General features: G+C 68.6%; 19 protein-coding genes. 14 read left to right on the top strand and 5 right to left on the bottom strand.

From position 1 onward, the window contains the following. Positions 1 to 2: 2 nt before the first annotated feature. The 5 genes from ACFYY8_RS19635 to ACFYY8_RS19615 all read left to right on the top strand — a co-directional run bounded on the left by ACFYY8_RS19635 (position 3) and on the right by ACFYY8_RS19615 (position 5,352). A complete protein-coding gene (locus ACFYY8_RS19635) occupies positions 3 to 170 on the top strand; it encodes an MbtH family protein (RefSeq protein WP_390042714.1) in 168 nt (55 codons plus the stop codon). Next, positions 167 to 1,837 carry a condensation domain-containing protein gene (locus tag ACFYY8_RS19630; RefSeq protein ID WP_390042712.1) on the top strand — a complete coding sequence of 557 codons (1,671 nt, stop codon included), beginning with the start codon at positions 167 to 169 and terminating at the stop codon, positions 1,835 to 1,837. The genes ACFYY8_RS19635 and ACFYY8_RS19630 overlap by 4 nt, the downstream gene beginning before the upstream one ends. Before the next feature lie 115 nt (positions 1,838 to 1,952). Next, positions 1,953 to 3,602: an MFS transporter gene (locus ACFYY8_RS19625; RefSeq protein WP_390042710.1), complete on the top strand. Its 1,650-nt coding sequence runs from the start codon at positions 1,953 to 1,955 to the stop codon at positions 3,600 to 3,602. Between the two features lie 312 nt (positions 3,603 to 3,914). After that, complete coding sequence (locus tag ACFYY8_RS19620; RefSeq protein ID WP_390042708.1) at positions 3,915 to 5,048, top strand: esterase-like activity of phytase family protein; 1,134 nt, start codon at positions 3,915 to 3,917, stop codon at positions 5,046 to 5,048. Between the two features lie 28 nt (positions 5,049 to 5,076). Then, positions 5,077 to 5,352: a hypothetical protein gene (locus ACFYY8_RS19615; RefSeq protein WP_390042706.1), complete on the top strand. Its 276-nt coding sequence runs from the start codon at positions 5,077 to 5,079 to the stop codon at positions 5,350 to 5,352. A 39-nt stretch (positions 5,353 to 5,391) separates the two neighbouring features. Here the strand turns inward: ACFYY8_RS19615 and ACFYY8_RS19610 are convergent, their stop codons facing one another. Beyond that, on the bottom strand, positions 5,392 to 6,900 hold the full coding sequence (locus ACFYY8_RS19610; protein WP_390042704.1) for a GMC family oxidoreductase: 1,509 nt from the start codon (positions 6,898 to 6,900) through the stop codon (positions 5,392 to 5,394). Next, a complete protein-coding gene (locus ACFYY8_RS19605) occupies positions 6,897 to 7,736 on the bottom strand; it encodes an SDR family NAD(P)-dependent oxidoreductase (protein ID WP_390042702.1) in 840 nt (279 codons plus the stop codon). The genes ACFYY8_RS19610 and ACFYY8_RS19605 overlap by 4 nt, the downstream gene beginning before the upstream one ends. Before the next feature lie 193 nt (positions 7,737 to 7,929). On the opposite strand from ACFYY8_RS19605, the gene ACFYY8_RS19600 reads away from it, so the two are divergent. The 3 genes from ACFYY8_RS19600 to ACFYY8_RS19590 all read left to right on the top strand — a co-directional run bounded on the left by ACFYY8_RS19600 (position 7,930) and on the right by ACFYY8_RS19590 (position 11,858). Next, a complete protein-coding gene (locus ACFYY8_RS19600) occupies positions 7,930 to 8,988 on the top strand; it encodes an ABC transporter permease (RefSeq protein ID WP_390042700.1) in 1,059 nt (352 codons plus the stop codon). A gap of 143 nt (positions 8,989 to 9,131) precedes the next feature. Continuing rightward, on the top strand, positions 9,132 to 10,250 hold the full coding sequence (locus tag ACFYY8_RS19595; RefSeq protein WP_390042698.1) for a sugar ABC transporter substrate-binding protein: 1,119 nt from the start codon (positions 9,132 to 9,134) through the stop codon (positions 10,248 to 10,250). 105 nt (positions 10,251 to 10,355) lie between these two features. Further along, positions 10,356 to 11,858 carry a sugar ABC transporter ATP-binding protein gene (locus tag ACFYY8_RS19590; protein ID WP_390042696.1) on the top strand — a complete coding sequence of 501 codons (1,503 nt, stop codon included), beginning with the start codon at positions 10,356 to 10,358 and terminating at the stop codon, positions 11,856 to 11,858. A 467-nt stretch (positions 11,859 to 12,325) separates the two neighbouring features. Here the strand turns inward: ACFYY8_RS19590 and ACFYY8_RS19585 are convergent, their stop codons facing one another. Continuing rightward, the gene (locus ACFYY8_RS19585; protein ID WP_390042693.1) at positions 12,326 to 12,733 is read right to left on the bottom strand and encodes a nuclear transport factor 2 family protein; all 408 of its coding nucleotides are present in this window, start codon (positions 12,731 to 12,733) and stop codon (positions 12,326 to 12,328) included. 83 nt (positions 12,734 to 12,816) lie between these two features. Between ACFYY8_RS19585 and ACFYY8_RS19580 the strand changes: the two genes are divergently transcribed. The 4 genes from ACFYY8_RS19580 (at position 12,817) to tgmC (ending at position 16,240) form a co-directional block, all read left to right on the top strand. Then, the gene (locus tag ACFYY8_RS19580) at positions 12,817 to 13,386 is read left to right on the top strand and encodes a TetR/AcrR family transcriptional regulator (protein ID WP_390042690.1); all 570 of its coding nucleotides are present in this window, start codon (positions 12,817 to 12,819) and stop codon (positions 13,384 to 13,386) included. Between the two features lie 497 nt (positions 13,387 to 13,883). Next, entirely contained in the window at positions 13,884 to 14,123 is a 240-nt protein-coding gene (tgmA, locus tag ACFYY8_RS19575) for a putative ATP-grasp-modified RiPP (protein ID WP_390042688.1), read from the top strand. 15 nt (positions 14,124 to 14,138) lie between these two features. After that, positions 14,139 to 15,113, top strand: coding sequence for an ATP-grasp ribosomal peptide maturase (tgmB, locus tag ACFYY8_RS19570; protein ID WP_390042686.1), 975 nt, complete (start codon positions 14,139 to 14,141; stop codon positions 15,111 to 15,113). Further along, complete coding sequence (gene tgmC / locus ACFYY8_RS19565; protein WP_390042684.1) at positions 15,110 to 16,240, top strand: ATP-grasp peptide maturase system methyltransferase; 1,131 nt, start codon at positions 15,110 to 15,112, stop codon at positions 16,238 to 16,240. The genes tgmB and tgmC overlap by 4 nt, the downstream gene beginning before the upstream one ends. A gap of 179 nt (positions 16,241 to 16,419) precedes the next feature. On the opposite strand, the gene ACFYY8_RS19560 is transcribed toward tgmC, so the two are convergent. Further along, a complete protein-coding gene (locus ACFYY8_RS19560) occupies positions 16,420 to 17,724 on the bottom strand; it encodes a helix-turn-helix domain-containing protein (RefSeq protein WP_390042682.1) in 1,305 nt (434 codons plus the stop codon). Positions 17,725 to 17,896: 172 nt separating this feature from the next. Between ACFYY8_RS19560 and ACFYY8_RS19555 the strand changes: the two genes are divergently transcribed. After that, positions 17,897 to 18,112, top strand: a complete 216-nt coding sequence (locus ACFYY8_RS19555) for a hypothetical protein (RefSeq protein ID WP_390042680.1) — start codon at positions 17,897 to 17,899, stop codon at positions 18,110 to 18,112. A 931-nt stretch (positions 18,113 to 19,043) separates the two neighbouring features. Here ACFYY8_RS19555 and ACFYY8_RS19550 read toward each other — a convergent pair. Next, positions 19,044 to 20,033 carry a helix-turn-helix domain-containing protein gene (locus ACFYY8_RS19550; protein ID WP_390042678.1) on the bottom strand — a complete coding sequence of 330 codons (990 nt, stop codon included), beginning with the start codon at positions 20,031 to 20,033 and terminating at the stop codon, positions 19,044 to 19,046. Positions 20,034 to 20,274: 241 nt separating this feature from the next. Between ACFYY8_RS19550 and ACFYY8_RS19545 the strand changes: the two genes are divergently transcribed. Beyond that, the gene (locus ACFYY8_RS19545; RefSeq protein ID WP_390042675.1) at positions 20,275 to 21,780 is read left to right on the top strand and encodes an aldehyde dehydrogenase family protein; all 1,506 of its coding nucleotides are present in this window, start codon (positions 20,275 to 20,277) and stop codon (positions 21,778 to 21,780) included. Positions 21,781 to 22,071 lie beyond the last annotated feature (291 nt).

Here is a 22,071-nt window from a genome sequence, read left to right as displayed (position 1 = left end):
CCGTGACCTACCAAGTCGTGGTCAACCACGAGGAGCAGTACTCGATCTGGCCCGCCGAGCGCCCCCTCCCCGGAGGCTGGCGGACGGACGGCACCTCGGGAAGTAGACAGGAGTGCCTGGAGCACATCGAACAGGTGTGGACCGACCTGCGGCCGAAGAGCGCCCGATGAGCGCGGGCGGGCAGGTCGCCGAGGCCCTGCCCGGCAGCCCCGCCGGGCTCGTGGTCCGCTTCCAGGGCGGGCGCACGGCCAGCGGGCCGCCGACCTCCGGTCAGGCCAACATGATCCGCTGCGTGCTCACCGACCCGCCGGAGCACATGAACTACGGTTTCGTGCTCACCGTTCCGCCGGGGAAGACGCTCGACGACGTGGTCACGGCCGTGGTCCTGCTCATCTCCCGGCACGAGTCGCTGCGCACCACGTTCCGCGACGACCTCCAGCACGTCGCGGGCGAGGGCGAACTGGTCATCGGGGTGCACGAGTCCCGGGGCTCGGCCGACCTGGCCGACGAGGTGGCCGCCAGGCTGCAGGCCGTACGGTTCGACCCGGAGGGGGAGCTTCCGGTGCGGGCGGCGGTGACCGTCTCCGACGGGGTGCCCGAACGCGTCATCCTGGTGCTCACGCACACCACGGTGGACGCCGTGGGGCTGAGCCTGCTGCGGGTGGAGCTGAACCGCCTGCTGCTCGGCGAGACCCCGGAGCCCGTCACCGCCCCCCAGCCGCTCGAGGTGGCGTGGACGGAGCGGAGCCCGGCGAGCCTCAAGCGGGCGCAGGCCGCCATCGAGTACTGGCGGACCAAGCTGGAGCGGATCCCCCGCTCGACCTTCACCGCCTCCGTGGACGACGGCGACAACGACTGGCTGATGCCCAGGCTGCAGGTGCGTTCGACGGTGGCCGCCCGGGCGCTCGGCCGGATCGGAACCCGTACCGGCGTCAGCCGCTCGGCCGCGATGCTCGCCGCCTACACCCTGCTCGCCGGGCTGCGGTCGGGACAGCGTACGGCCGTCGCCCTGGCGATCTCGGGCAACCGGTTCCGTCCCGAACTGCGGGACTACGTCGGCCCGCTCGCCCAGGACGCCCTGGTCCCGATCGACCTCGACGAGACCACGTTCGACGGTGTGCTGCGGCGTACCAGGGCGGCGGCGCTGGCCGCCTACCAGAACAGCCGGTTCGACTCCGACGCGCTCATCCAGGTCATGGAGGAGGTGCAGCGGTCGAGGGGGATCTTCTTCGCCAGGGACATCGTCTTCAACGACATGAGCGTCCACGGCCAGGGGCGGCGGGCGAGCCGTACCGAGGAGTACGAGCAGGACGTGCGCTCCCACTGGCTGCCCGAGGCGACGATGCCGACCCGCGTCTCACTGTGGGTGCGCACCGTCGAGGGTGAGGTGGACTTCACCCTCTGGGCCGACCCGCGCTGCCTGCCGCGCGCGGACGCCGAGGCGTTCGGAGAGGGGATCGTACGGCTGCTCATCGAGGCGGCGGACCGGGACGTGCCGCTGTCCGAGGTGTCCGGGCTGACCGGGGTCGTTCCCCTGGAACGGGGGGAGGGGTGGACGACGATCGACGCGTGCTGGGTCCACCTGCCCGAGGTCGAGCGGCTCGTCCGCGACGCGGTCGGGGACCGTCCCTTCCACGTGACCGAGGACGGCGGGCGGCTGGTGTGCCACCTCGCCGGGCCCGTCTCGCCGGTCGAGGTCCACACCGCCTGCGTGGGGAGGCTGTCGGGACGGATGGCGGCGATGGCCCCCCACCACTACGTGGTCCACGACGGCGCGCCCGCCTCCCCGGACGGCTGGGCCGCCCTGCCGGTGCTCGAAGAGGGGACGGGCCGGTGAGGCGCCGCGCCTGTGGAGGCCCCTGGTCCTCCTGGTGCTGGCCGGACCGCGACACGCGCCGAAAGTCGTCCTGACGTGCGGTGACATGTCGTGATGTGAACTTCCGGCCGGTGCGGTGGCCGCGCGCCGCACCGGCCGGAGATCCCCGTCGGAAGGGAGTGGAAGAGGGCGTCGATTAAGCACTCGCACGATGTGCGAGATCTATAGTACGGTGTGCGAGAAAGGTCTCGAACACCGTACGAGTCATGGAGTAGTCATGTCGTCCCCCCACCCAAGACGGTGGTTGATCCTCGGTGTCCTCTGCCTGAGCCTGCTCGTGCTGGTCGTCGACAACGGCATCCTCAACCTCGCCATCCCCTCCCTCATGCGGGAGCTCGGCGCGACCCCGGCGGACATCCAGTGGATCATCAACGCCTACATGCTGGCCTTCGCCGGTGTGCTGCTCACGGTCGGCGCCCTGTCCGACCGCTACGGCAGGCGGCGCTTCCTGGTCATCGGCCTGGCGCTGTTCGGCGGGGCCTCGCTGATCGCGACGTTCGCCCAGAACCCCGCCCAGCTCATCGCCTGCCGGGCGCTGATGGGGTTCGGCGGATCGTTCCTCATGCCGAGCACCCTGTCCATCATCATGAACGTCTTCGACCAGTCCGAGCAGCGCAAGGCCATCGCGGCCTGGAGCTCGGTGCTCATGGCCGGCGGGATCGCCGGGCCCTCGCTCGGCGGCTTCCTGCTCGACCACTACTGGTGGGGCTCGGTCTTCCTGGTCAACGTCCCGATCAGTGTGATCGCGATCGCCGCGGCGCTGCTGCTCATGCCGGAGTCCCGCGGGCAGGCCAGGCCCATCGATCTCCTCGGGGCGGTGCTGTCGACCGCGGGAATGGTCGCCCTGGTCTGGATGATCATCTCGGTGCCCGAACGGGGCTGGACCTCGCCCGCCGTGCTGGCCTCCGGGCTGGCCGCGATCGTGCTGCTGACCGGCTTCTTCCTCTGGGAGCGGCGCAACCCGCACGCCATGCTGCCGCTCGGGCTCTGGCGTGAGCGCAACTTCAGCGGCGCCAGCTTCTCGATCGTGCTGCTGGCCTTCTCCGCGGGCGGCCTGCTGCTGATGCTCACCCAGTACCTGCAGTTCGTCCTGGGGTACGGGGTCCTCCAGGCGAGCCTGGCGCTCATCCCCTACATGATCGCGGCCATCGTCTTCAACGGCCTGGGCGCGACGCTGGGCAAGAAGCTGTCCAACCGCACCCTGGTGACGGCGGGCATGCTGGTGTTCGCGGCGGGCTTCGTGGTGCTCACCCGGCTGACGCCGGACAGCGGCTACGGCCTGTTCATCTGCGGCCTGATGGTGATGGGCGTCGGCGGCGGCCTGGTCGGGCCCGCGGCCTACGCCTCGCTGATGAGCGCGGTGCCGCCGGACCGAGCCGGCATCGGCTCGGCGCTCAACGACACCGTCCAGCAGACCGGTGGCGCGCTCAGCGTCGCCCTGCTCGGCAGCGTCCTGGCCGCCGCCTACTCCTCGGGCATGCCGGAGAGCGCGCCCGCCCCGGCCAAGGAGTCGATCGCCGTCGCGCTCTCCCTCGGAGACCCGTCGCTGGCGAGCGCCGCCAAGGCGGCCTTCGTCAACGCGATGTCCTCGGGCATGATCGTCGGCGCCGTCGGTTCCGTGGCCGCCGCGTTCATCGCCTGGGCCCTGCTGCGCCCGATCGCGACACCCGTCACGGAGGGAGCCGAACCTCCGGTGGATTCCCGGGAACAGGTGGAGCAGGTCTGAGCCTCGCTCACCTTAGAAAAGGGTCGATAAATATACATTTATCGGCCCTTTTTTCTGTTCTTGAGTTTTCTTCGCGTTTGTGGGGTTGTGGCCCTTGTCATGCCGCTGACCAGCTGAATCGCTGAATCGGTCGCCGCCGGGAAAGCGGTTCGACGCGTGTTCCGCCGGATTCTCCGTGGCCGCCTCCGGCCAGCCGTACACCCGGATTCCGATTTCCGTGGACAGTCGTCGCGTTTCGCGGTCTCATGTCTCCGCCAGTTCTGTATGAGGCATTTTCGGGATTCGGAGAAACGCATGAAGAATCGGCGAACAATGACGCGAGCCCTCCTCGCGGTCGTGATGATGGCCGGGCTGGGAACCGTCCAGGCGCAGCCCGCGGTGGCGGCGCCCGCCGACGAGGTCCGCATCACCCACTTCCTCGGTGAGCGGAACCTGCCGCACAAGGCCCAGTTCCAGGGGACCGTCGTCGGCGGCCTGTCCGGCATCGACCGCGACCCGCTCACCGGCACGTGGTACTTCATCTCCGACGACCGGGCGCGCTACAACCCCGCCCGCTACTACACCGGCAAGATCGACATCAACCCGCTCACCCGGCGCTTCGAGGGCGTGAGCATCACCGGGGTCACCACCCTCCTGCGCCCCGACGGGACGCCCTACCCCGGCTACGGCCAGCCCGAGGCCGCAGACCCGGAGGCCATCCGCTACGACCCGTGGAGCCGCAGGATCCTGTGGAGCAGCGAGGGCGACAGGCCGAAGGAGGGCACCACGGGCAACCCGGTCGTCCAGATGTCGCTGCGCTGGGTCGACCGGGGCGGTCACGACCGCGGCGGCCTGCCGATCCCCGGCAACCTCACGATGACGAACACCACCTCGGGCCCCCGCCACAACGCCGGGTTCGAGGGCCTGACCTTCACCCCCCACGGCATCGCGGCCATCGTCGAGGGACCCCGCTTCGAGGACGGCGACATCATGACGACCGAGCACGGCGCGCTCTCCCGCATCACCGTGTGGGACAGGAACGGCAGGACCCGCGCGCAGTACGCCTACCCGATCGACCGGCTGCCCGCCGCCCCCGTCCCGGAGACCGGCAGGTACGACGGCGGCGTCTCGGAGATTCTGGCCGTCAATGACGACCGGCTGCTGTCCCTCGAACGGTTCTGGATCGAGGGCGTCGGCTACCGGGTCAAGCTGTACGAGATCGACCTGCGCGGCGCGACGAACGTGCTGGGCAGGGACAGCCTGACCGGCGGCACGCCGTACCGGGCCGTCACCAAGCGCCTGGTCCACGACTTCAACGCGGACGGGGCGACGGTGCAGAACCTGGAGAGCCTGGGCTGGGGGCCGCGCCTGGCCTCCGGCGAACGCGTCCTGGTCGTCGGCTCCGACGACAACTTCGACGAAAGCGAGATCACCCAGTTCCTGGCCTTCGCCGTCCGGGGCTACTGAGCGGTCGCCGGAGTTAGCCTGGTTGCGGGTGACACATCCATACCGGGTCGAGGAGGTCGCGGTGGCGCGGGAGGACGAGAACGCATGGGTTCCCGAGGCGGTCCGCAGGCCGGGTGACCACGCGGACCAGAGCCACGAACACGTCGTCAAGGAGGTCAGGGACATCACCAGGGGCGGCAAGAAGGTGGTGTTCGAGATCAACCCCGGCGGAGGGGTCGACACCGGCCTGCGGCGCCTGTTCCCGGTGACCTACGACATCGACCTCGACCACGCCGAGGTCAGGGAGACCGGCGAGGACAAGTGACGCGTCCCGGCGGCGGGTGACCGTCGCCGGGACACGCCCTCAGGAGGTCATGAACTCCGCGGCCCGCTCCGCGATCATGATGGCCGGGGCGTTCGTGTTGCCCGTCGTCACCGCGGGCATGATCGAGGCGTCCGCGACCCGCAGCCCGGTGACGCCGTGGACCCGCAGCCTCGGATCGACCACCGCCGCCTCGTCCACCCCCATCTTGCAGGTGCCCGACTGGTGGTGGTAGGTGACCACGCTCTCCCTGATGTACGCGTACAGCCCCTCGGTGGTGTCGGCCAGCGCCCCCGGGTACAGCTCGTAGGCCCCCAGGTCCTCCCGCAGCGCGGGAGCCGCCGCGATCTCCTGGCACAGCCGTACGGCCGCCGCCAGCGCCTCGACGTCGGCGTGCTCGGCGAGCACGTTGGGGTCGATGAGCAGCGGGTCGGCCGGCGAGGGGCCGGAGAGCCGGATATCGCCGTGACTGGCCGGGCGGACCAGACCGGCCATGAGCGAGACGCCGTCCGGCGGCCCCTCCATCCACCGCTCGTACAGCGGCGCGTCGAAGTGCAGCGGCTGCAGGTCGGGCACCGCCAGCTCGGGCCTGCTACGCCAGAACAGGTGGCTCTGGGTGCGCGGCAGCCCGTGCGAGACGGGAAGCTGCCGCTCCATCCCGGCGATCACCGGGACCAGCCAGTGGTCCTGAAGGTTGCGCCCGACCCCGGGCAGGTCGGCCAGTACGGCGATGCCGTGCGAGCCCAGCTCCCCGGCGTCGCCGATGCCCGAACGCAGCAGGATCTCCGGCGAGCCGATGGCCCCGGCGCTCAACACGACCTCGTGCCCGGCCAGACCCTGTTCGAGCACGCCGTCGCGTTCCCACTCGACGCCGACACAGCGCTCGCCCTCGAACAGCAGTCGGTGGACGTGCGCGCCGGAGACCAGGGTGAATCCGTCACGCCCGGCCAGCGGCCCGAGATAGGCGTCCGCGGTCGTCAGCCTGCGGTGGTCCTGGATGGTGAACTGCATGAAGGAGACGCCGTCCTGCGACGCCCCGTTGTAGTCGGGGTTGAACGGCAGCCCGGCCTGCTGGGCGGCCTCGACGATCGCCAGGTGGGCGGCCGAGGGCTCGTAGCCGGTCAGGATGTGCAGCGGGCCACGCGGCTGACTCTGCGCAGAGTCGACGGCCTCGATCCTGGCGAAGACCGGCCGCACGTCCTCCCACGCCCACCCCGGGTTTCCCCTGGCGGCCCAGTCGTCGTAGTCGGCCGGGTTGCCCCGCACCCAGATCATGGCGTTCAGGTTGTGCGACCCGCCGACGGCCCTGCCGCGCGGCAGGTGCAGCCGGCGGCCGTGGGCGTGCCGCTGCGGGACCGTACGATAACCCCAGTCGAGAGGGGAGTCCCACAGCTCGTGCATCCGCGTCGGGTCGTCGACCGCGGGGAAGCGGCCCTGCGGCCCGGCCTCGACGAGCAGCACGCTCGCCCCCGCGTCGGCGAGCCTGCGCGCGAGCACGGACCCGGCGGAACCGGCGCCGACCACGATCACGTCGGCCTGGAGTCGGGTCATGCGATCACCAGGCCGCCGTTGGGGCTGAGCGTCTGGCCGGTGAAGTAGCTCCCGCCCTCCCCGGCGAGGAAGGCCACCGTGTCGGCGATCTCCCTGGGCAGTCCGAACCGGCCGAGGGCGATGCGCTCCTCAAGGTCGGCGCGCATCCGCCCGCCGATGACCGACCCGAGCGGGGTCTCGATGTAGCCGGGCGCCACGCAGTTGACGCGGATGCCGTACGGCGCGACGTCGCGGGCCACGGCCCTGGTCAGGGCCTGGATGCCGCCCTTGGCCGCCGAGTAGTGCGGCAGGTGCTCGCAGCCGGTGAGGCCGCAGATCGAGGAGACGTTGACGACCACCCCGGAGCGCTGCCCGGTCATGACCCGCAGCGCGGCCCTGGTGCAGTAGAACGTGCCGTCGAGGTGTACGGCGATCATGTCCCGCCAGGCCTCGTCGGAGATGCTCACGGTGGCGTCGACCGTGGTGGCCGCGGCGCCGTCGGTCCGCAGCTCGTCGAGACGGGTGTCGAGCCTGGCGAAGGCGTCCTCGGCCTCCTGCCCGCCGCGTACCCCGGCGTTGTTGACCAGGATGTCCAGACGGCCGTGGGTGGCGGCCACCTCGGCGACCGCCGCGTCGACCGAGGCCGAGTCGGACACGTCGGCGACCAGCGCGTGGGACTTACGAAGCGTCCCTGCGGTCAGCTCCGCCGCCGACCTCACCCGGTCGAGCACGACCACGGTCGCCCCGTCCGCGTCGAGGCGCCTGCAGATCGCCTCACCGATGCCCGAGCCACCTCCGGTGACCAGGGCGACCCTGTCTTTCAAGGGGTCTTCCAAGGGGTTCACGAGTGTGCTCACCTCTATGTCCTTCTTGAGTCACGCCAGGCGCGATGACAGTCACGCTAACCACGGGTAAGCTCCGCGCACCTCGCCGGAGAGGGACGGGGTGAGCGAAAGACAAGGAGTGGTCACTCAGGGTCAAGTACGTTCACCTCCCCGTCCGGGAGCCTTAGCGGAAGTCCGGTACCACGACAAGAGACGGAGGGACGCCGTGAGTGTCGACGATGTCGGAACTAAGGGGACGCCCGCGCTGGACGCCCCGGATGTTCCGGGGGAGCGTCCTGGCGGGGGACTGGCCGCCCTGGCGCGCCGCGTTCCCGCGATGGAGTCCATGAGCGTGCTGGTCGCGACGATCGCGCTGGTCGTCGTCATCGGCGTCCTGCACCCGGACTTCCTGTCGGCCGCGCAGCTGCTCGACACCCTGCAGGCGTCGGTCTACGTCGGCCTGCTCGCCGGAGGCATGGCCTTCCTGATCTCCATGCGGGAGATCGACCTCTCGGTCGGCTCGATGTTCGGCCTGTCACTCATCAGCATGGGCCTGCTGATCAACCAGGGGCTCTCCCCGTGGCTGGCGGGGCTGCTCGGCGTCGTGCTCGGCGGCGTCCTCGGCCTGGTGAACGCGCTCGTCGTGCAGTACATCGGCATCCCGACCATCGTGGCGACGCTGGCGACCCTGTCGGTCTATCGAGGACTGTCCCTGGCCCTGAGCGAGGGCCAGCAGGTGACCGGCATGCCGGTCGAGGACTCCTTCTTCACGATCCTGGGCGGCAAGATCTTCGGCGTCTACACGAGCGTGTGGGTGCTGATCATCTTCGCGATCGTGCTCACGGTCGTGCTGCGCTTCACCTCCTTCGGTTACCGGGTGCGCTCCATCGGCTCCAACCCCGACGCCGCCACCTTCTCCGGCATCTCGGCCAACCGGGTCAGGATGCAGGTCCTGGTGCTGGTCGGCCTGCTCGCGGGTGTGGCCGCGGCCCTCGGCCTGGCCTTCTTCACCTCCGGTGACCCCAACATCGGCACCGGGTTCGAGCTGCAGGCGATCGCGGCGGCCGTCATCGGCGGAACCCCGCTGCGCGGCGGCACGGCGACGGTGGTCGGCGCGATCTTCGGCGCGATCCTGCTGGCCGTGGTCGGCAGCGGCCTGCAGTACTTCAACATCCCGGTCAACTGGAGCTCCTTCGCCACCGGCGCGGTGATCCTGCTGGCCGTCTCGCTGGACAGCCTGTTGCGCAGGCGCCGCAGGCGCAAGGACGAGGCGCTCGGCCTGTAGGGCCCTTCGAACGGCGGGGACCCGCAGGGAACGACCTGTGGGGACTGTTCCATCCACCTCTAACAAAACCCGGTGATCCGAACTTGGCTATCCGGAGAAACCTGATTTATCCCATAAAAATAGGAATTAAGAGGAGCCACCCCATGACCGCTGGACCGAGGCGTAGCCGCCGTACGTTCACCGCCCTGTCGATTCTCACCGCCTCGGCCATCGCGCTCACGGCCTGTTCCTCTGGCCCGTCCGGCTCGTCCGGTTCGCAGGAGACGGCGGGCGCGAGCGGGGGAGGGGACGCAAAGAAGCCCCTGAAGATGGGCTTCATCTACGCCACGTCCACCCAGAACCCGTTCCAGGAGATGGCGTTCGGCGCCAAGGCCGCCGCCGACCAGGACGGCAACGTCACCCTCAACCAGGCCGCCCCCGTCGGGGTCAACGGCCCCGCCCAGGTCCAGCTCTTCCAGTCCGCGATCAGGAACTCCCCCGACGGCATCGGGCTGGAGACCCTCACCCCCGACCTGTTCGTCCGGCCGCTCAACCAGGCGACCGACCAGAACATCCCGATGGCCGCAGTGGACACCGCGCCCCCGCCCGGGACCAAGGTCGACCTCTTCGTCGGCAACAGCAACACCGAGCTGGGCGTCGCGCTCGGCGAGGAGTTCATCAAGCACGTGCCCGAGGACGCCACCGGCGACGTCGTGATCGGCAACGACATCCCCGGCCTTCAGCTGCTCAACCAGCGCATCGAGGGACTCGTCTCGGTCATCAAGGCCAAGCGTCCCAAGCTGACGATCAAGGGCCCGTTCGACGCCAAGTCCGAGCCGACCGACAACTTCAACGCCTGGCAGGGCATCGTCAAGGCCAACCCGAAGGCCATCGCCTTCCTCGGCGTCGGCGGCCAGGACGGCGTCTCGCTGCCGCTGATCAAGCAGCAGACCGGCCGTGAGTTCCTCGCCGGCTCGGCGGACATCCCGCCGGAGGCGCTGCAGGCCGTCAAGAAGGGCCAGCTGTTCGCGCTCTCCTCGCCCGAGCACTGGCTCAAGGGCTACATCGCGATGCGCCTGCTCATCGACAGCAAGCGGACCGGCAAGCCGGCGCCGACCGGCTGGTGGAACCCCGGCACGCTGGTCGTGAACAAGGACAACGTGGACGAGATCATCAAGCGGCAGACCGACGAGGCCAGCCGGTCCGCCTACTTCAAGGCGGTCGTGGACAAGCAGCTCGCCGACCCGAACACCTACCTCAAGCCCATCGGACAGGCCAACTGATTCCGCGGGGCGGTCGGCCACCCCTCTCTTTCGGCCCGGCCGCCCCGCCGTACCCCTCTCCCCGACAGTCAGCCCGCAGCATCCGCAGTAGGAGGAGCGCACACCATGGCGATCCTGGAGGCCAGGAACATCGGCAAGACGTACGGGGGCGTCGTCGCCCTCAAGGACGCGGGCATTCACATCGAGGCGGGCTCCGTCCACGCCCTCCTCGGTGAGAACGGCGCGGGCAAGTCGACGCTGATCAAGATCATGTCCGGTGCGGTCACCCCCGACCGGGGCGGTATCACCCTCAACGGCAAGCAGGTGCGCTTCCGCAACACCGGCGACGCCGCGCGGCACGGCGTCGCCGTCGTGTCCCAGGAGCTCAACCTCTTCCCCGACCTGGACATCCTGGCCAACCTCTACCCGGTGACCGGTCCGCGCAGAGGACCCTTCCTCGACCGCGGGGCCATGGCGGAGGCCGCCGCCCCGGTGCTGGACCAGCTCGGTCTGAACGTCCCGGTCAGGACCAGGCTCGGCGACCTCTCCCTGGCGCAGCGCCAGCTCGTCGAGATCGCCAGGGCGCTGCTGACCAAGCCGCGCGTCCTGATCCTGGACGAGCCGACCTCCGCGCTCGAACAGGCCAGCGCCGACCGGCTGCTGAACGTCGTACGGGTCCTGCGCGAACACCAGGTCGGCGTCGTCTTCGTCTCGCACATCCTCGAAGAGGTCATGGCGCTCAGCGACGTCATCACCGTCCTGCGCAACGGCGAGGTCGTCATGGAGGCCCAGGACAGGAAGTCGCTGTCCATGGCCGAGGTGGTCACGGCCATGCTGGGGGACAAGACCGTCCAGGTCCAGGAGAAGGTCGCACCCGCGCCATCCCAGGAGATGGCCAGCGGTGAACTGAAGATCGTGAACGCCGGATCGCGGGGCGCGCTGTCCGAGGTGTCGCTGACCGTACGGCCCGGGGAGATCCTCGGCCTGGCGGGCCTGGCCGGATCAGGGCACCAGGCGACACTCGAACTGGTCGCGGGCCTGCGCAGAGCCGACAGCGGCGAGGTGCGGCTCCCCTCCGGACGCCGGGCCCCCAACGGGCTGCGCCGCAGCATCGCGGCGGGCGTCGCCGTCGTCTCCGGTGACCGCCGCAGGTTCGGCCTCATGCTGGACAAGCCCATCTGGGAGAACATCGCCCAGGTGCGGGCCGTGGCCCTCAACCGCGACGGACTCTTCCTGCGCCGTACGGCCCTGCGCACCCGGGCCCGTGACCACGGCGAACGGATGAGCCTGCGCTGTTCGAGCGTCGACCAGCGCACCGGCCTGCTCTCCGGCGGCAACCAGCAGAAGGTCGTGCTCGCCAAGTGGCTCGACGCCGACCCCTCCGTGCTGCTGCTCGACGACCCGACCCGGGGTGTCGACGTGGGAGCCAAGGCCGAGATGCACACCCTGATCCGCTCGGCCACCCAGACGGGGACCGTCACGATGCTCTGCTCGACCGACGTGGAGGAACTGGCCTCCCTGTGCGACCGGGTGGCGGTCTTCTACCGGGGCAGGGTGGCGGCCATCCTCGAAGGCGAGTCCCTGACCCAGCACAACATTCTGGAAACCATGAACACCGGCGAATCCTGATTTTTCTGGATTTTCTAGGTGACTGGAGACCGCGAACGCCCCGCCGGCCAACCGGCGGGGCGTCGTGCCCGTTGTGGCGTGTGAGATTCTCGCGCATCGGCGGGAAGGTGCTTGAGCCTCTGCGAGAGTGAAGGTCGGCAGCCGTTTTCCACACGTGGGTTTGTTTCGAAGGTCGCGGGGTGACCGGGATCGAGGCGTTCGGAGTGGACACCGCCCGTCTCCAGGACCTACGTGCGGGCCCCCGTCGGCTGTGGCACGACCGAGATCGACTTTCTGTGCGCCGGACGGTCGGTCATTCCCACCGGCGGACTTGTTCTCGGCGCGCCTGCCTCCACGAAGATCATTCTTCGGTCGGCATCCGCCAACTTCGGCTGCTCAACCTGCTCGGCGCCGACTTCGGGCAACCCCGCTGACGGCGGAACGCGCTCGCAGGGCTTGAGGGCTGGTTTCGGCGTTGGCGGGCCAGGTCAGGGGTTCAGGGCCTCGGCCAGGCTCTGCGGGTTCCAGTAGTCGCGGAACAGCAGGATCTTGCCGTCGCGGATCCGGAAAACCTGCACGGACGTGCTCTGGAATGGGGCACCTGTCGTGGTCACCACCGCCTTGGCCTCAAGTTCGACGATGAGTACTTCGGGATCGGTGGTCTGGTAAACCTGCGTGGTCCACATGTCCTCGACCCGTAGCAGCGAGATCGTGGCCGCGGCCGAGAAGTCGCGGATCGCTTCACGGCCCTCGATCCGCGTGGGCATGCCCGGCGGTGCGAAGGGCATCTCGATCACCCCATCGGGGGCGAACAGCTCGGCGAAGCCGTCCATGTCGTGCTCCAGGACCAGGCTTCGTCTGCGCTCGATGACATCCTGCGGGGTTGACAGACCCATGGGGCCTCCGTTCGTTGAACGCGTGTTGATTGAACGAATGTAGAACGAAATCGAGGAGCGGTCAACGCCCGTAGAATCAATCCGTGAGCGAGCCCAGACCACGCCTGTCACGGGCGGAGCAACGTCGCGCCACCGAGGCACGGATCCTCGCTGCGGCGGGTCGCCTGTTCGCCGAGTCGGGATACGACCAGACCACCATCCGGGCGATCGCCGGTGCCGCGGAGGTGGACGGCGGCCTGGTCATGCACTACTTCGGTTCCAAAGAAGAACTCTTCCAGCGGGCCACCCGGGCCGAGCCCGCCCAGCCCGTCGGTGGAACCCCGGAAGAGGTCACCGAACAGATACTCGCCCAGATCGCCGACTCGCTGGTCAACGAACCGATCGCGTCACTGGCCGTCCTGCGCTCGATGCTCACCCACGCCGGAGCCTCCGAAGCCGCGATCGAAGGAGCCGCCCGTTACCGGGCGCAACTCAGTGACGCCATCCCCGCCGACGACGCCGACGTGCGGGCCGCGCTGATCAGCGCCACCCTGATAGGCATGGTCGTCAGCCGGCATTTCCTCAAATTCGACGTCCTCCGTGACACCCCTCCGGAACAGATCATCGATCTGCTACGTCCCTGCCTGCGCTCTCTCATCCACGCGGACGACTGATCTTGTTTTGACGGCCCCGGACCCCTCAGGGCGGAGAGCTGCACGGCACCCCTGACCAAAAGCCGCATAAAGGGACCGCCTTTTCGGTCCTCCACAACCGGGCCTGATCCGTCGATGCCGGGACTGCCTCGATTTTCTCTCAGCTCGGGCTGTCCCGGCATCCCCGCCTGGTCTGATCGGTGCCAATGTGGCCTTTCGCTACCTTTGTAGAATTAAGTCGAATCTGTGCCATTAATGACATTCATGTCAATTGCCCCTCCCCTGGATTGTTACATAGTTTTCAGAGGTCGCGTGAAACACCGTGGGCCTTGTCCTGCGTAACGTGTCCCTCGACCATGGCAGGAGCAAGGTGCATGTGAGACGGAACTTCGCAGGCCTTACGGGCTTACGGGGTTTTGGCCGCAGCGTCTGTGCACATCCCCGTTTTCCTTCCCCGGAAAAAGCGTGCGGGGACGCCCGGAAAATTCACTCAACTTAACACCGAAAGGAAGGGCGCCGTGACAACAGCAGTCTCCCCCTGGGGGCTCAGCCGGATGACCGACCCTCTGCCGGGGCTTCCACCGCTGCACGAGACGCTTCGGCTTGACCCCGAGACGCAGCTCACCCACTTCTACGGCGCGGACGGCGCGATCGTGGACATGGCCGGCAAGATCACGATCACCACGTCCAAGGGCGGCGGCAGCGACGGCTCGGCGGGAAGCGCCGCAGTGGCGGACGACTCTCAGAACGACGGATAACAGCGGATGCGGCCCATGCCACAGACCGTGCTGGTCATCACATCGGCGGAGGACCTTACCGCCAACATGGTCATCGAGGCGCTGAACGAGCGCCGGGTGCAGGTGGTTCGTGTCAATCCCGCCGACATCGGCGCCGAGTTGGTGTTCAGTGCCGTCATCGGTGACGGCCGTGAGGAATGGGCCGGGCGGCTTCGCACACCAAGCCGGGACATCGCACTGGAGAAAGTGGGGGCGGTGTACCACCGCCGCCCCCATCCGTTCTCGGCTCGGTTCACCCGCCTGTCCGTTACGGCGCAGAAGTTCGCCGCCACCGAAGCCCAGTACGGCCTCGGTGGCATTCTGAACAACCTGCACGGTGTGGTCTACGTCAACCACCCGGCTGCCAATTCCCGTGCCGACTACAAACCTGCCCAGCTTCAGACGGCGGCCAGGCTCGGCCTGTCCATTCCGCCAACCTTGATCACCAACGATGTGGAACAGGCGCGAAGGTTCGCCGCCGAACACGGTCCTGTCATCTACAAATCGTTTCGAGGTGCCCCCTCCACCTCGGAGGGCTGCTCCGCCATATGGACGCAGCGGGTCGCCGAACACACACTTGACGACTCCCTGTCGGTGACCGCCCACCTGTTCCAGAAGGAGGTGCGCAAGTCCTCCGACGCCAGGGTGACCGTGATCGGCCGACGTGTGTTCGCCAGCAGGATCACCACCCCTGACGGCGCGCTCGACTGGCGCAGCGGCGACTGGGAGCAATTGGTCCACGAGCCCATCGACGTGCCTGAGCAGGTCAGGGAAGCGCTGTACGCCTATCTCGACCGCTTCGGGCTGGTGTTCGGGTGCTTCGACTTCGCGCTTGAGGCTGTCGACGGACAGGCCTCCGAAGCCTGGATTTTCATCGAGTGCAACCCCAACGGGCAGTGGGCCTGGTTGCCTGATGCCGATGCGATGGCCCACGCCTTCGCGGATGTGATCCTGAAAGGATGGTGGTCGTGAGCGACACGGCCGTGAAGCTCCGGCATGCGTTGGCCGAGGCCATCGGGTCCTCCGGCTGGCGTGCGGCGCTGGAGACGACGCCGCGCGAGCTGTTCGTGGGGGAGGCCGTCTACCAGGCCGACCAGGTCCGGGGCGATCTGTGGACACCGATCCGCCGTGCCGAGATCGACGAGGGCGACTGGCTGAGCCTGGTCTACACCGACGGGACGTGGGTGACCCAGGTGGACGGGGTTCTGGCCGAGGAGGCGGCCGGGCCGGTGACCGGGGCACCCGGTTCGTCGTCCACACTCCCGAGCCTGGTCGTGCGGATGCTGGAGGCCGCTGAGATCGGCGAAGGCGACACGGTGCTGGAGATCGGCACCGGGACCGGCTACTCAACCGCGCTGATGTGCCGACGTCTCGGCGACGACGCGGTGACCTCGATCGAGTACGACCCCGCTGTGGCCGAACGCGCCAGGAAGGTCATCGTCCGGGCGGGACACGCGCCCACTCTCGTCGTGGGGGACGGCCTGCACGGTCACGCCAACGGCACCGGGTACGACCGGCTGATCTGCACCTGCTCGGTCCGGACCATCCCCACCGCCTGGTTGGAGCAGACGCGTCCCGGAGGAACCATCACCGCCCCCATGTGGGGCTGGCTGGACGGCGTCGCCTCCGTCCACCTCACCCTCGACGGCGAGGGTACGGCCAGCGGACGTTTCCTGAAGCAGGGCTGGTACTTCATGCGTGCCCGCACCCACCTGCCGCCGCCCCGCCCGCCCGTGGCGACCGGCATCGGGCAGGCCCGGGAGAGCAGGATCGACCCGGCGATCCTGGACGACGAGGCCGCCCTGTTCGTCGCCCAGCTGGCTGTACCGGCCGCCCAGCGCTCGTCAGCGGGGGAGACAACGATCCTGTTGGACGTCTCCACCGGTTCCCGCGCCGACACCAGACCCGCCCCGGGTGGCGGGTGGATCGTCCACCAGCACGGTCCGGTTCGGCTGTGGGACGGGGTGGAGGAGGCCATCCTGCTGTGGCGGGAAGCCGGATCACCGCACCAGTCCGCCTTCGGCCTCACCGCCACCCGCGAACGCCAGTACGTATGGCTCGGCGACCCTACCGGCCCAACCTGGGACCTACCCGCATGATTGACGTGCGAGCTTTCTGAGGACCCTTCCGGACTGGAGATTTCTCCGCTCAAGGGTGTTATCGGAGTTCTACGGATTCACGGTTCTTGGCGGCCCAGACATTTGATCCGTCAAGAACCGTGAACCCGGAAACGTATGCCCCACCGATCGCCGACCGGTGGGGCATTGTCGTGTGTGAGTCAGGCTGAGCGGTGGCCTATCAGGGCGCATAGTTCCTGAGCCGCCGACAGGCCATGGGCTTTGTCCGGTAGGGCGCTGACGACCATGCGGGACGCCGACATCACTCGGGTATCGCGTCGCTCGGCTGGTAACGCTTCAAGGAGTTGCAATGCCTGACGCGCGCTTTCTGCGGGATCGGTGCGGGCGTGAAGTGCCGCGCCGTGAAGTGCGAGCAGTATCGCTGATCGATGTCCGGCCGGATAAAGCTTCTCGGCTGTGGCACGAGCGTCCTCGGCGCGCTTGACGTCTCCCGCGAAGGTGTAGATCAGGGTTCGGTCGTACCACAGCGCGCGGCCCTGGCGTGAGCTTCCTGCGGAGGGCAGACGTTCGTAGGTTTCCTCGGTTCGCCGGAGCGTGGTGGTCGCCTCGGCGTGACGCCCGATCATGGCGAGGACCTTGGCCTCCTCACTGAGAGCGGCCACGAGGGAGGCGCTGGGAGAGTCTCCCGCGAAACGACGCGCTTCTCGCGTGACCAGCAGCACGGCGTTCAGGTCCTCATCTGGGGCCTGTCGTCGGTATCCCGCCTCCCAGCCTCTCAGCCACGACGTCAGGAGGCTGTCTCCGGACTGTTCGCTCAACAGACGTGCCTGCGCCCACCATCGGTGTGCTTCACGATGGTTACCCAGGTCGAACCACTTGCCGCCGATCAGGGCCGCGTGGCGTGCGGCGGCGTGAGCGAGATCGCGCTGCACGGCATCAGATTGAGCGCGGCCCAGATGGGGGGCCATGCTGGTGTAGTCGACCGCGAGCGCGGCGAGGATGACAGCGGGTGGGTCGAAGCGCGCTCGCTGTTCGTGGATATCGGCGGCGTGTTCCCAGTCGTCGATCATCGCCTGTGACACGCTCGACCCGGAGATGGGAGGCTGGGACACCTGCCAGGCGTCCGTCAGCGCGGTCAGTGCGGGTGCCACCGCGCTGCCGACGGCGACGACAGCGGCATCTCGCATCAGTCGTCTGCGCTCCATGCTGTCATCCTCATCCCGCGTTGAGGCTTTTGCCTCGACGGTACCCTTCCGGAGCCGATTGCCATCGGCCATGGCGGCGTGCAGTCCGAGAGAAATCAGTTTCCCTTCGGCGGTGAGCGCGGAGTCGAGAGCCTCGATCGCCTCGGCCGAAGGGGTGAGGGTGCCCGACTCCCAGCGGCTCACCATCGAGTCGGCCCAGCCGATCAGCTCACCGAGTTGCCGCTGGGTTATCTGATGTCCTTTTCGTGACTTTCGTAATGCCCTGCCGAATTCGTGCCACTCCTGGGATTCCGCGCTCATTGGTCCTCGCCTGTGTTTGCTACATGGCTTACATGTTTCGCTTGAAAGGCGGCGGGTCTTGTCCCGCTTACGACGTGCCTCAACTATGGCATCAGCAAGGTCTTTGTAAAGCGGAACCCCGCAGGCGGGCAGCGCCGTACGGGGTCCCTTGATCGCAAAGGAGGTGCGATCCGTGCACGATGGTAAAGCCATTGTGCCCTCGCCCACCATCCCGGGCTGGCGGCTTATTCTCAGTGACCAGGGCCGTTTCTGGGCTTTTCGCCGGAAACCTTTCTCCAATGCGGCACGAAGGGCCGGGGCCGAACCGGATGTGGACGCCGACACCTTCGACGAGATTCGGGCCGTCGTCGAACACCAGGAGGAGATCGCCCGGGGAGTCGCGTCGTGATCGGACGACCCCGGCACAGCGGGCGGCACCGGGACGGGCAACCGCTCACACAGGTGTACCGGCGCCTGTGGGACGGCCCCGCCCGTTCCGAAGCGGAACGCATGGACCGTTCCATCCAGGGGTGGAGCGTGTTCTACAGCCTGGGCCGGCGCCGCTTCTACGCCATCGCGGCCTGGCCGACCCCCGAACCACTGATCGTCTCCGACCCCGACGCAGAAGGGCTCCGGCAACAGATCCACCAGATGGAGGCCACCCTCATCTGGCGGACCCTCCCACCCATCCCCGAGCAGACACGACCTCCCGAACAGACACGACCTCCCGAGCGGGTACGGCCTCCTGGGCAGGGGCGAACCCCCGAGCGGGCACGACTTTCTGAGCCGGTACGGCGGGCGGGGAACTCGTCCCACCCCCTGCCCGCCGTACCCCGTGAACGTGCGGTCCAGGAGGAGGGGCCTGGGCCGCACATCCAACGGCGGCTCCCGAGCGCATCGGGGAAGGGGAGCCCGTCGGCGCCGATCACCACGGAGTGGTCGGCCTCCTCAGGCGCCCGGTCAGGCAACCTCGCTGGCCGGGCGCCCTCGTCGCCATCCGTCGCGGACAGGAGTCCCGTGAGGAACCCGCTGAGCGCTCTGCTCGACCCGAGAACGTGCGCGACCCGACATGGAATCAGCGCGGCCCACCCTGAGGCGATGGAACGCCAGGCTCACATCACAAGAGAACCCGGCCTGAACGCATCGACGTGGGAGGGGTTTGGCCTTACCGGTGCCGTGTGTGAGGAGTGTCGGCTTGGGCGCGTCGGTGCTTGGACTGAGGAACGCAGGAGCGCAGCGACGGAGAGACGAGGGAAAGCACCGACTCGGAGGCGCCCAAGCCCGCGACGCCGCAGGCGGAGCAAAGAGACACAGCCCGCGACGCCGTAGGCGGAGCGAAATCACACAGCATCCCAGGCTGACACCGCCATCCCGCCCTGGGCGTCTCGGGTGAGGCGGTATTCGCGGGGGGAGACACCGTAGGTCGCCTTGAAGAGGCGGCTGAAGTGGGCGGCGTCGACGAAGCCCCAGTGGGCGGCGACGGTGCTGACCGAGAGCGTCCACTGGTCGGGGTCGACGAGGTCGCGGCGGCAGTGCTCCAGTCTGCGTTCCCTGATGAACCGGGAGACCGTGGTCCCCTCCATCCTGAAGAGCTTGTGCAGGTAGCCGGTCGAGATGTGCACCGCGGCGGCGACCGTGTCCGGGGTGAGGTTGCCGTCGTCGAGGTGGGCCTCGATGAAGGCCCTGATGCGCAGCAGGAGCGACTGGGGGGAGCTGGGCGGCGGTGTGCCCTGTTTGCCGAGCCGTTCGGAGAACAGGGTGGCGAGCAGGTCGAGGATGTTGTCGGCCAGCTGGAGCGACTGGTTCTCCCCGATCTCGTCCATCTTGGTGACGAGGTTCATCAGCAGCGGGGAGACCAGCGCCCCGACTCCCTGGCGTCCGGAGACGCGGTTGGCCGTCACCTGGTGCATCTCGTGTGGCCGCAGCCTCAGGAAGCGCTGGGGGAACATCAGCACCAGCATCCGGCAGGTGTTGTCGAAGGCCACGGTGTACGGCCTGCTGGTGTCGTAGACGGCCAGGTCGCCGGGGGTGAGGGGGGCCTCGCGCCCGTCCTGCATGACCAGGCAGTAGCCCTGCAGCGGCATGCTCAGCTTGTAGTAGTCGGTCTCCGACCTGGCGATCAGGCGGCGGGTCCGTTCGGCCTTGTGGGCGTCGGCCGCGACGTCGCTGACCAGCATCACGCCGAGGCTTCTACTGCGCATCTGGCCCCGGAACGTCTCGCCGTTGGCGAGGGTCATGTCGAGGGGCACGAACGCCTCGGAGATCGCCGAGCACCAGAAGTCGGCACGTTCGCGGGCCGGCAGGTCGGCTGTGCGCAGTAGAGACGACATGCTTCCTCCTGCATGGGGCGGTGCGTCCAACTGCAGGAATGGTGCATCGCGTGCCGTTATTTGGCAATGGTCCCGCAGTGTCCCTGTCATATGACAGTAACCGGAAACCGCTGGAGCGTGACAGGCAAGTGCTGTGCCGTCACAGACAAGGCCGGTCGGTGCGCGACGCCGTACAACTGATCCTGACCGTCCCTACAGGCGGTCGAAGGGCGACAGCGAGCACGGGGAGGCCGTGGAGAACATGGCAGTGTCGACGTTTCTGCGACCGCAGGAGAGCGGTCCCGACTCTCCCGTCCTGGAGAAGCCCGGCAGGCTGCTCATCGGTGGTGAGTGGGGCTCCGGCAACTCAGGGCGGACCTTCACGACCTATGACCCGGCGACGGCCGCCCCGCTGGGTGAGCTGGCCGAGGCCGACGCCTCCGATGTGGACGCCGCCGTCGCCGCGGCCAGGAAGGCGCTGCGCAACCCCGACTGGGCGCAGATGTCGCCCGCGGCGCGGGCGCGGGTGCTCTGGCGGATCGCGGACCTGATCGAGGCCAACGGCGACGAGCTGGCGTACCTGGAGACGCGGGACCAGGGACAGCCGCTCGGGGTCGCCAGGGGTGTCTCGGTCACGGGCGCGGCCGAGCACTTCCGCTACTACGCGGGCTGGACCACCAAGATCGAGGGCGCGACCTCTCCGGTCTCGCTGCCGAACACCCTGCACTACACCCGCAGGGAGCCGGTCGGGGTCTGCGCGCTGATCACGCCGTGGAACTTCCCGCTGATGATCCTCACCTGGAAGCTCGCGCCCGCGCTGGCCTGCGCCAACACGGTGATCATCAAGCCGGCCGAGCAGACCTCGCTGACCGCGCTGCGCCTGGCCGAGCTGTGCGTCGAGGCCGGGGTGCCCGAGGGCGTCGTCAACCTCCTCACCGGCGGTCCCGATGTCGGCCGCGCCCTGGTGGCGCACTCCGGGGTGGACAAGGTGTCCTTCACCGGTTCGACCGAGGTCGGCCGGGAGATCATGCGTTCCTCGGCGGGCAACCTCAAGCGGGTCACCCTGGAGCTCGGCGGCAAGACCCCCACGATCGTGGCGCACGACGCCGACCTCGACAGGGCCGTCGCCGGTTGTGTCCAGGGCGCCCTGTTCAACAGCGGCCAGGTGTGCGCCGCCTACTCCAGGTTCTACGTGGACCGCAGCCGGGTCGACGAGTTCACCGAGAAGGCCGCCGCCGCCGCTGCCGCGCTGCGGCTGGGTCCCGGCCTGTCCGACACGACCGACCTGGGCCCGCTCGTCACCGAGGAGCACCTGCGCAACGTGGACGGTTTCGTGCGTTCCGGTGTCGAGCAGGGCGCCCAGCTGGTGACCGGTGGGCAGCGTGCCGACGGGGACCTGGAGAAGGGCTTCTTCTACCGGCCGACCGTCTTCGCCGGGGTGACCGACGACATGAGGATCGCCAGGGAGGAGATCTTCGGTCCGGTCATCCCCGTCATGGCCTACGACGACCTGGACGAGATCGCGGAGCGGGCCAACGACAGCGAGTTCGGCCTCGCCGCCTCGGTGTGGACCAAGGACCTGTCGACCGCGCACACGCTGGCCGCCGCCGTACGGGCGGGCACGGTGTTCGTCAACATGCTGCACGTCCCCGACCCCGCCGCCCCCTGGGGTGGTTTCAAGGCCAGCGGGACCGGCCGGGAGATGGGGCCGTACGCGCTGGAGGCCTACACCGAGGTCAAGGGAGTCTTCGTCAACCTGGACCGGTGAGGAACCCCGGTGGTTCCCGGCCGGTGACAGGCCCGGTGACCGAGGGGTAGGGGGCCGGGTACGCCGGTGTGTTCGCGCGGTGGGCTCCGCGTGGACACACCGGCTCTCCTTTTTCGGCACCCGGCACCCGGGCGGGGCGCTCGGACGGGGTGGGTAGGCCCGCGTTCGGACGCGTGTCCCTGTCCTGCGAGGAGGCCCCTGTCCCGCGCGAGAGGGCCGCGCGAGAGGGCCGCACGAGAGGCCGGGGCCGTACGAGATCCCACCTGTGAAGGAGCAAGATCGCAGGTGGGA

Source organism: Streptosporangium sp. NPDC001559, from assembly GCF_042893955.1.
Classification (GTDB): domain Bacteria; phylum Actinomycetota; class Actinomycetes; order Streptosporangiales; family Streptosporangiaceae; genus Streptosporangium.
The sequence above is the reverse complement of the archived record's forward strand: the minus strand, read 5'-3'. Positions and strand labels throughout refer to the sequence as shown.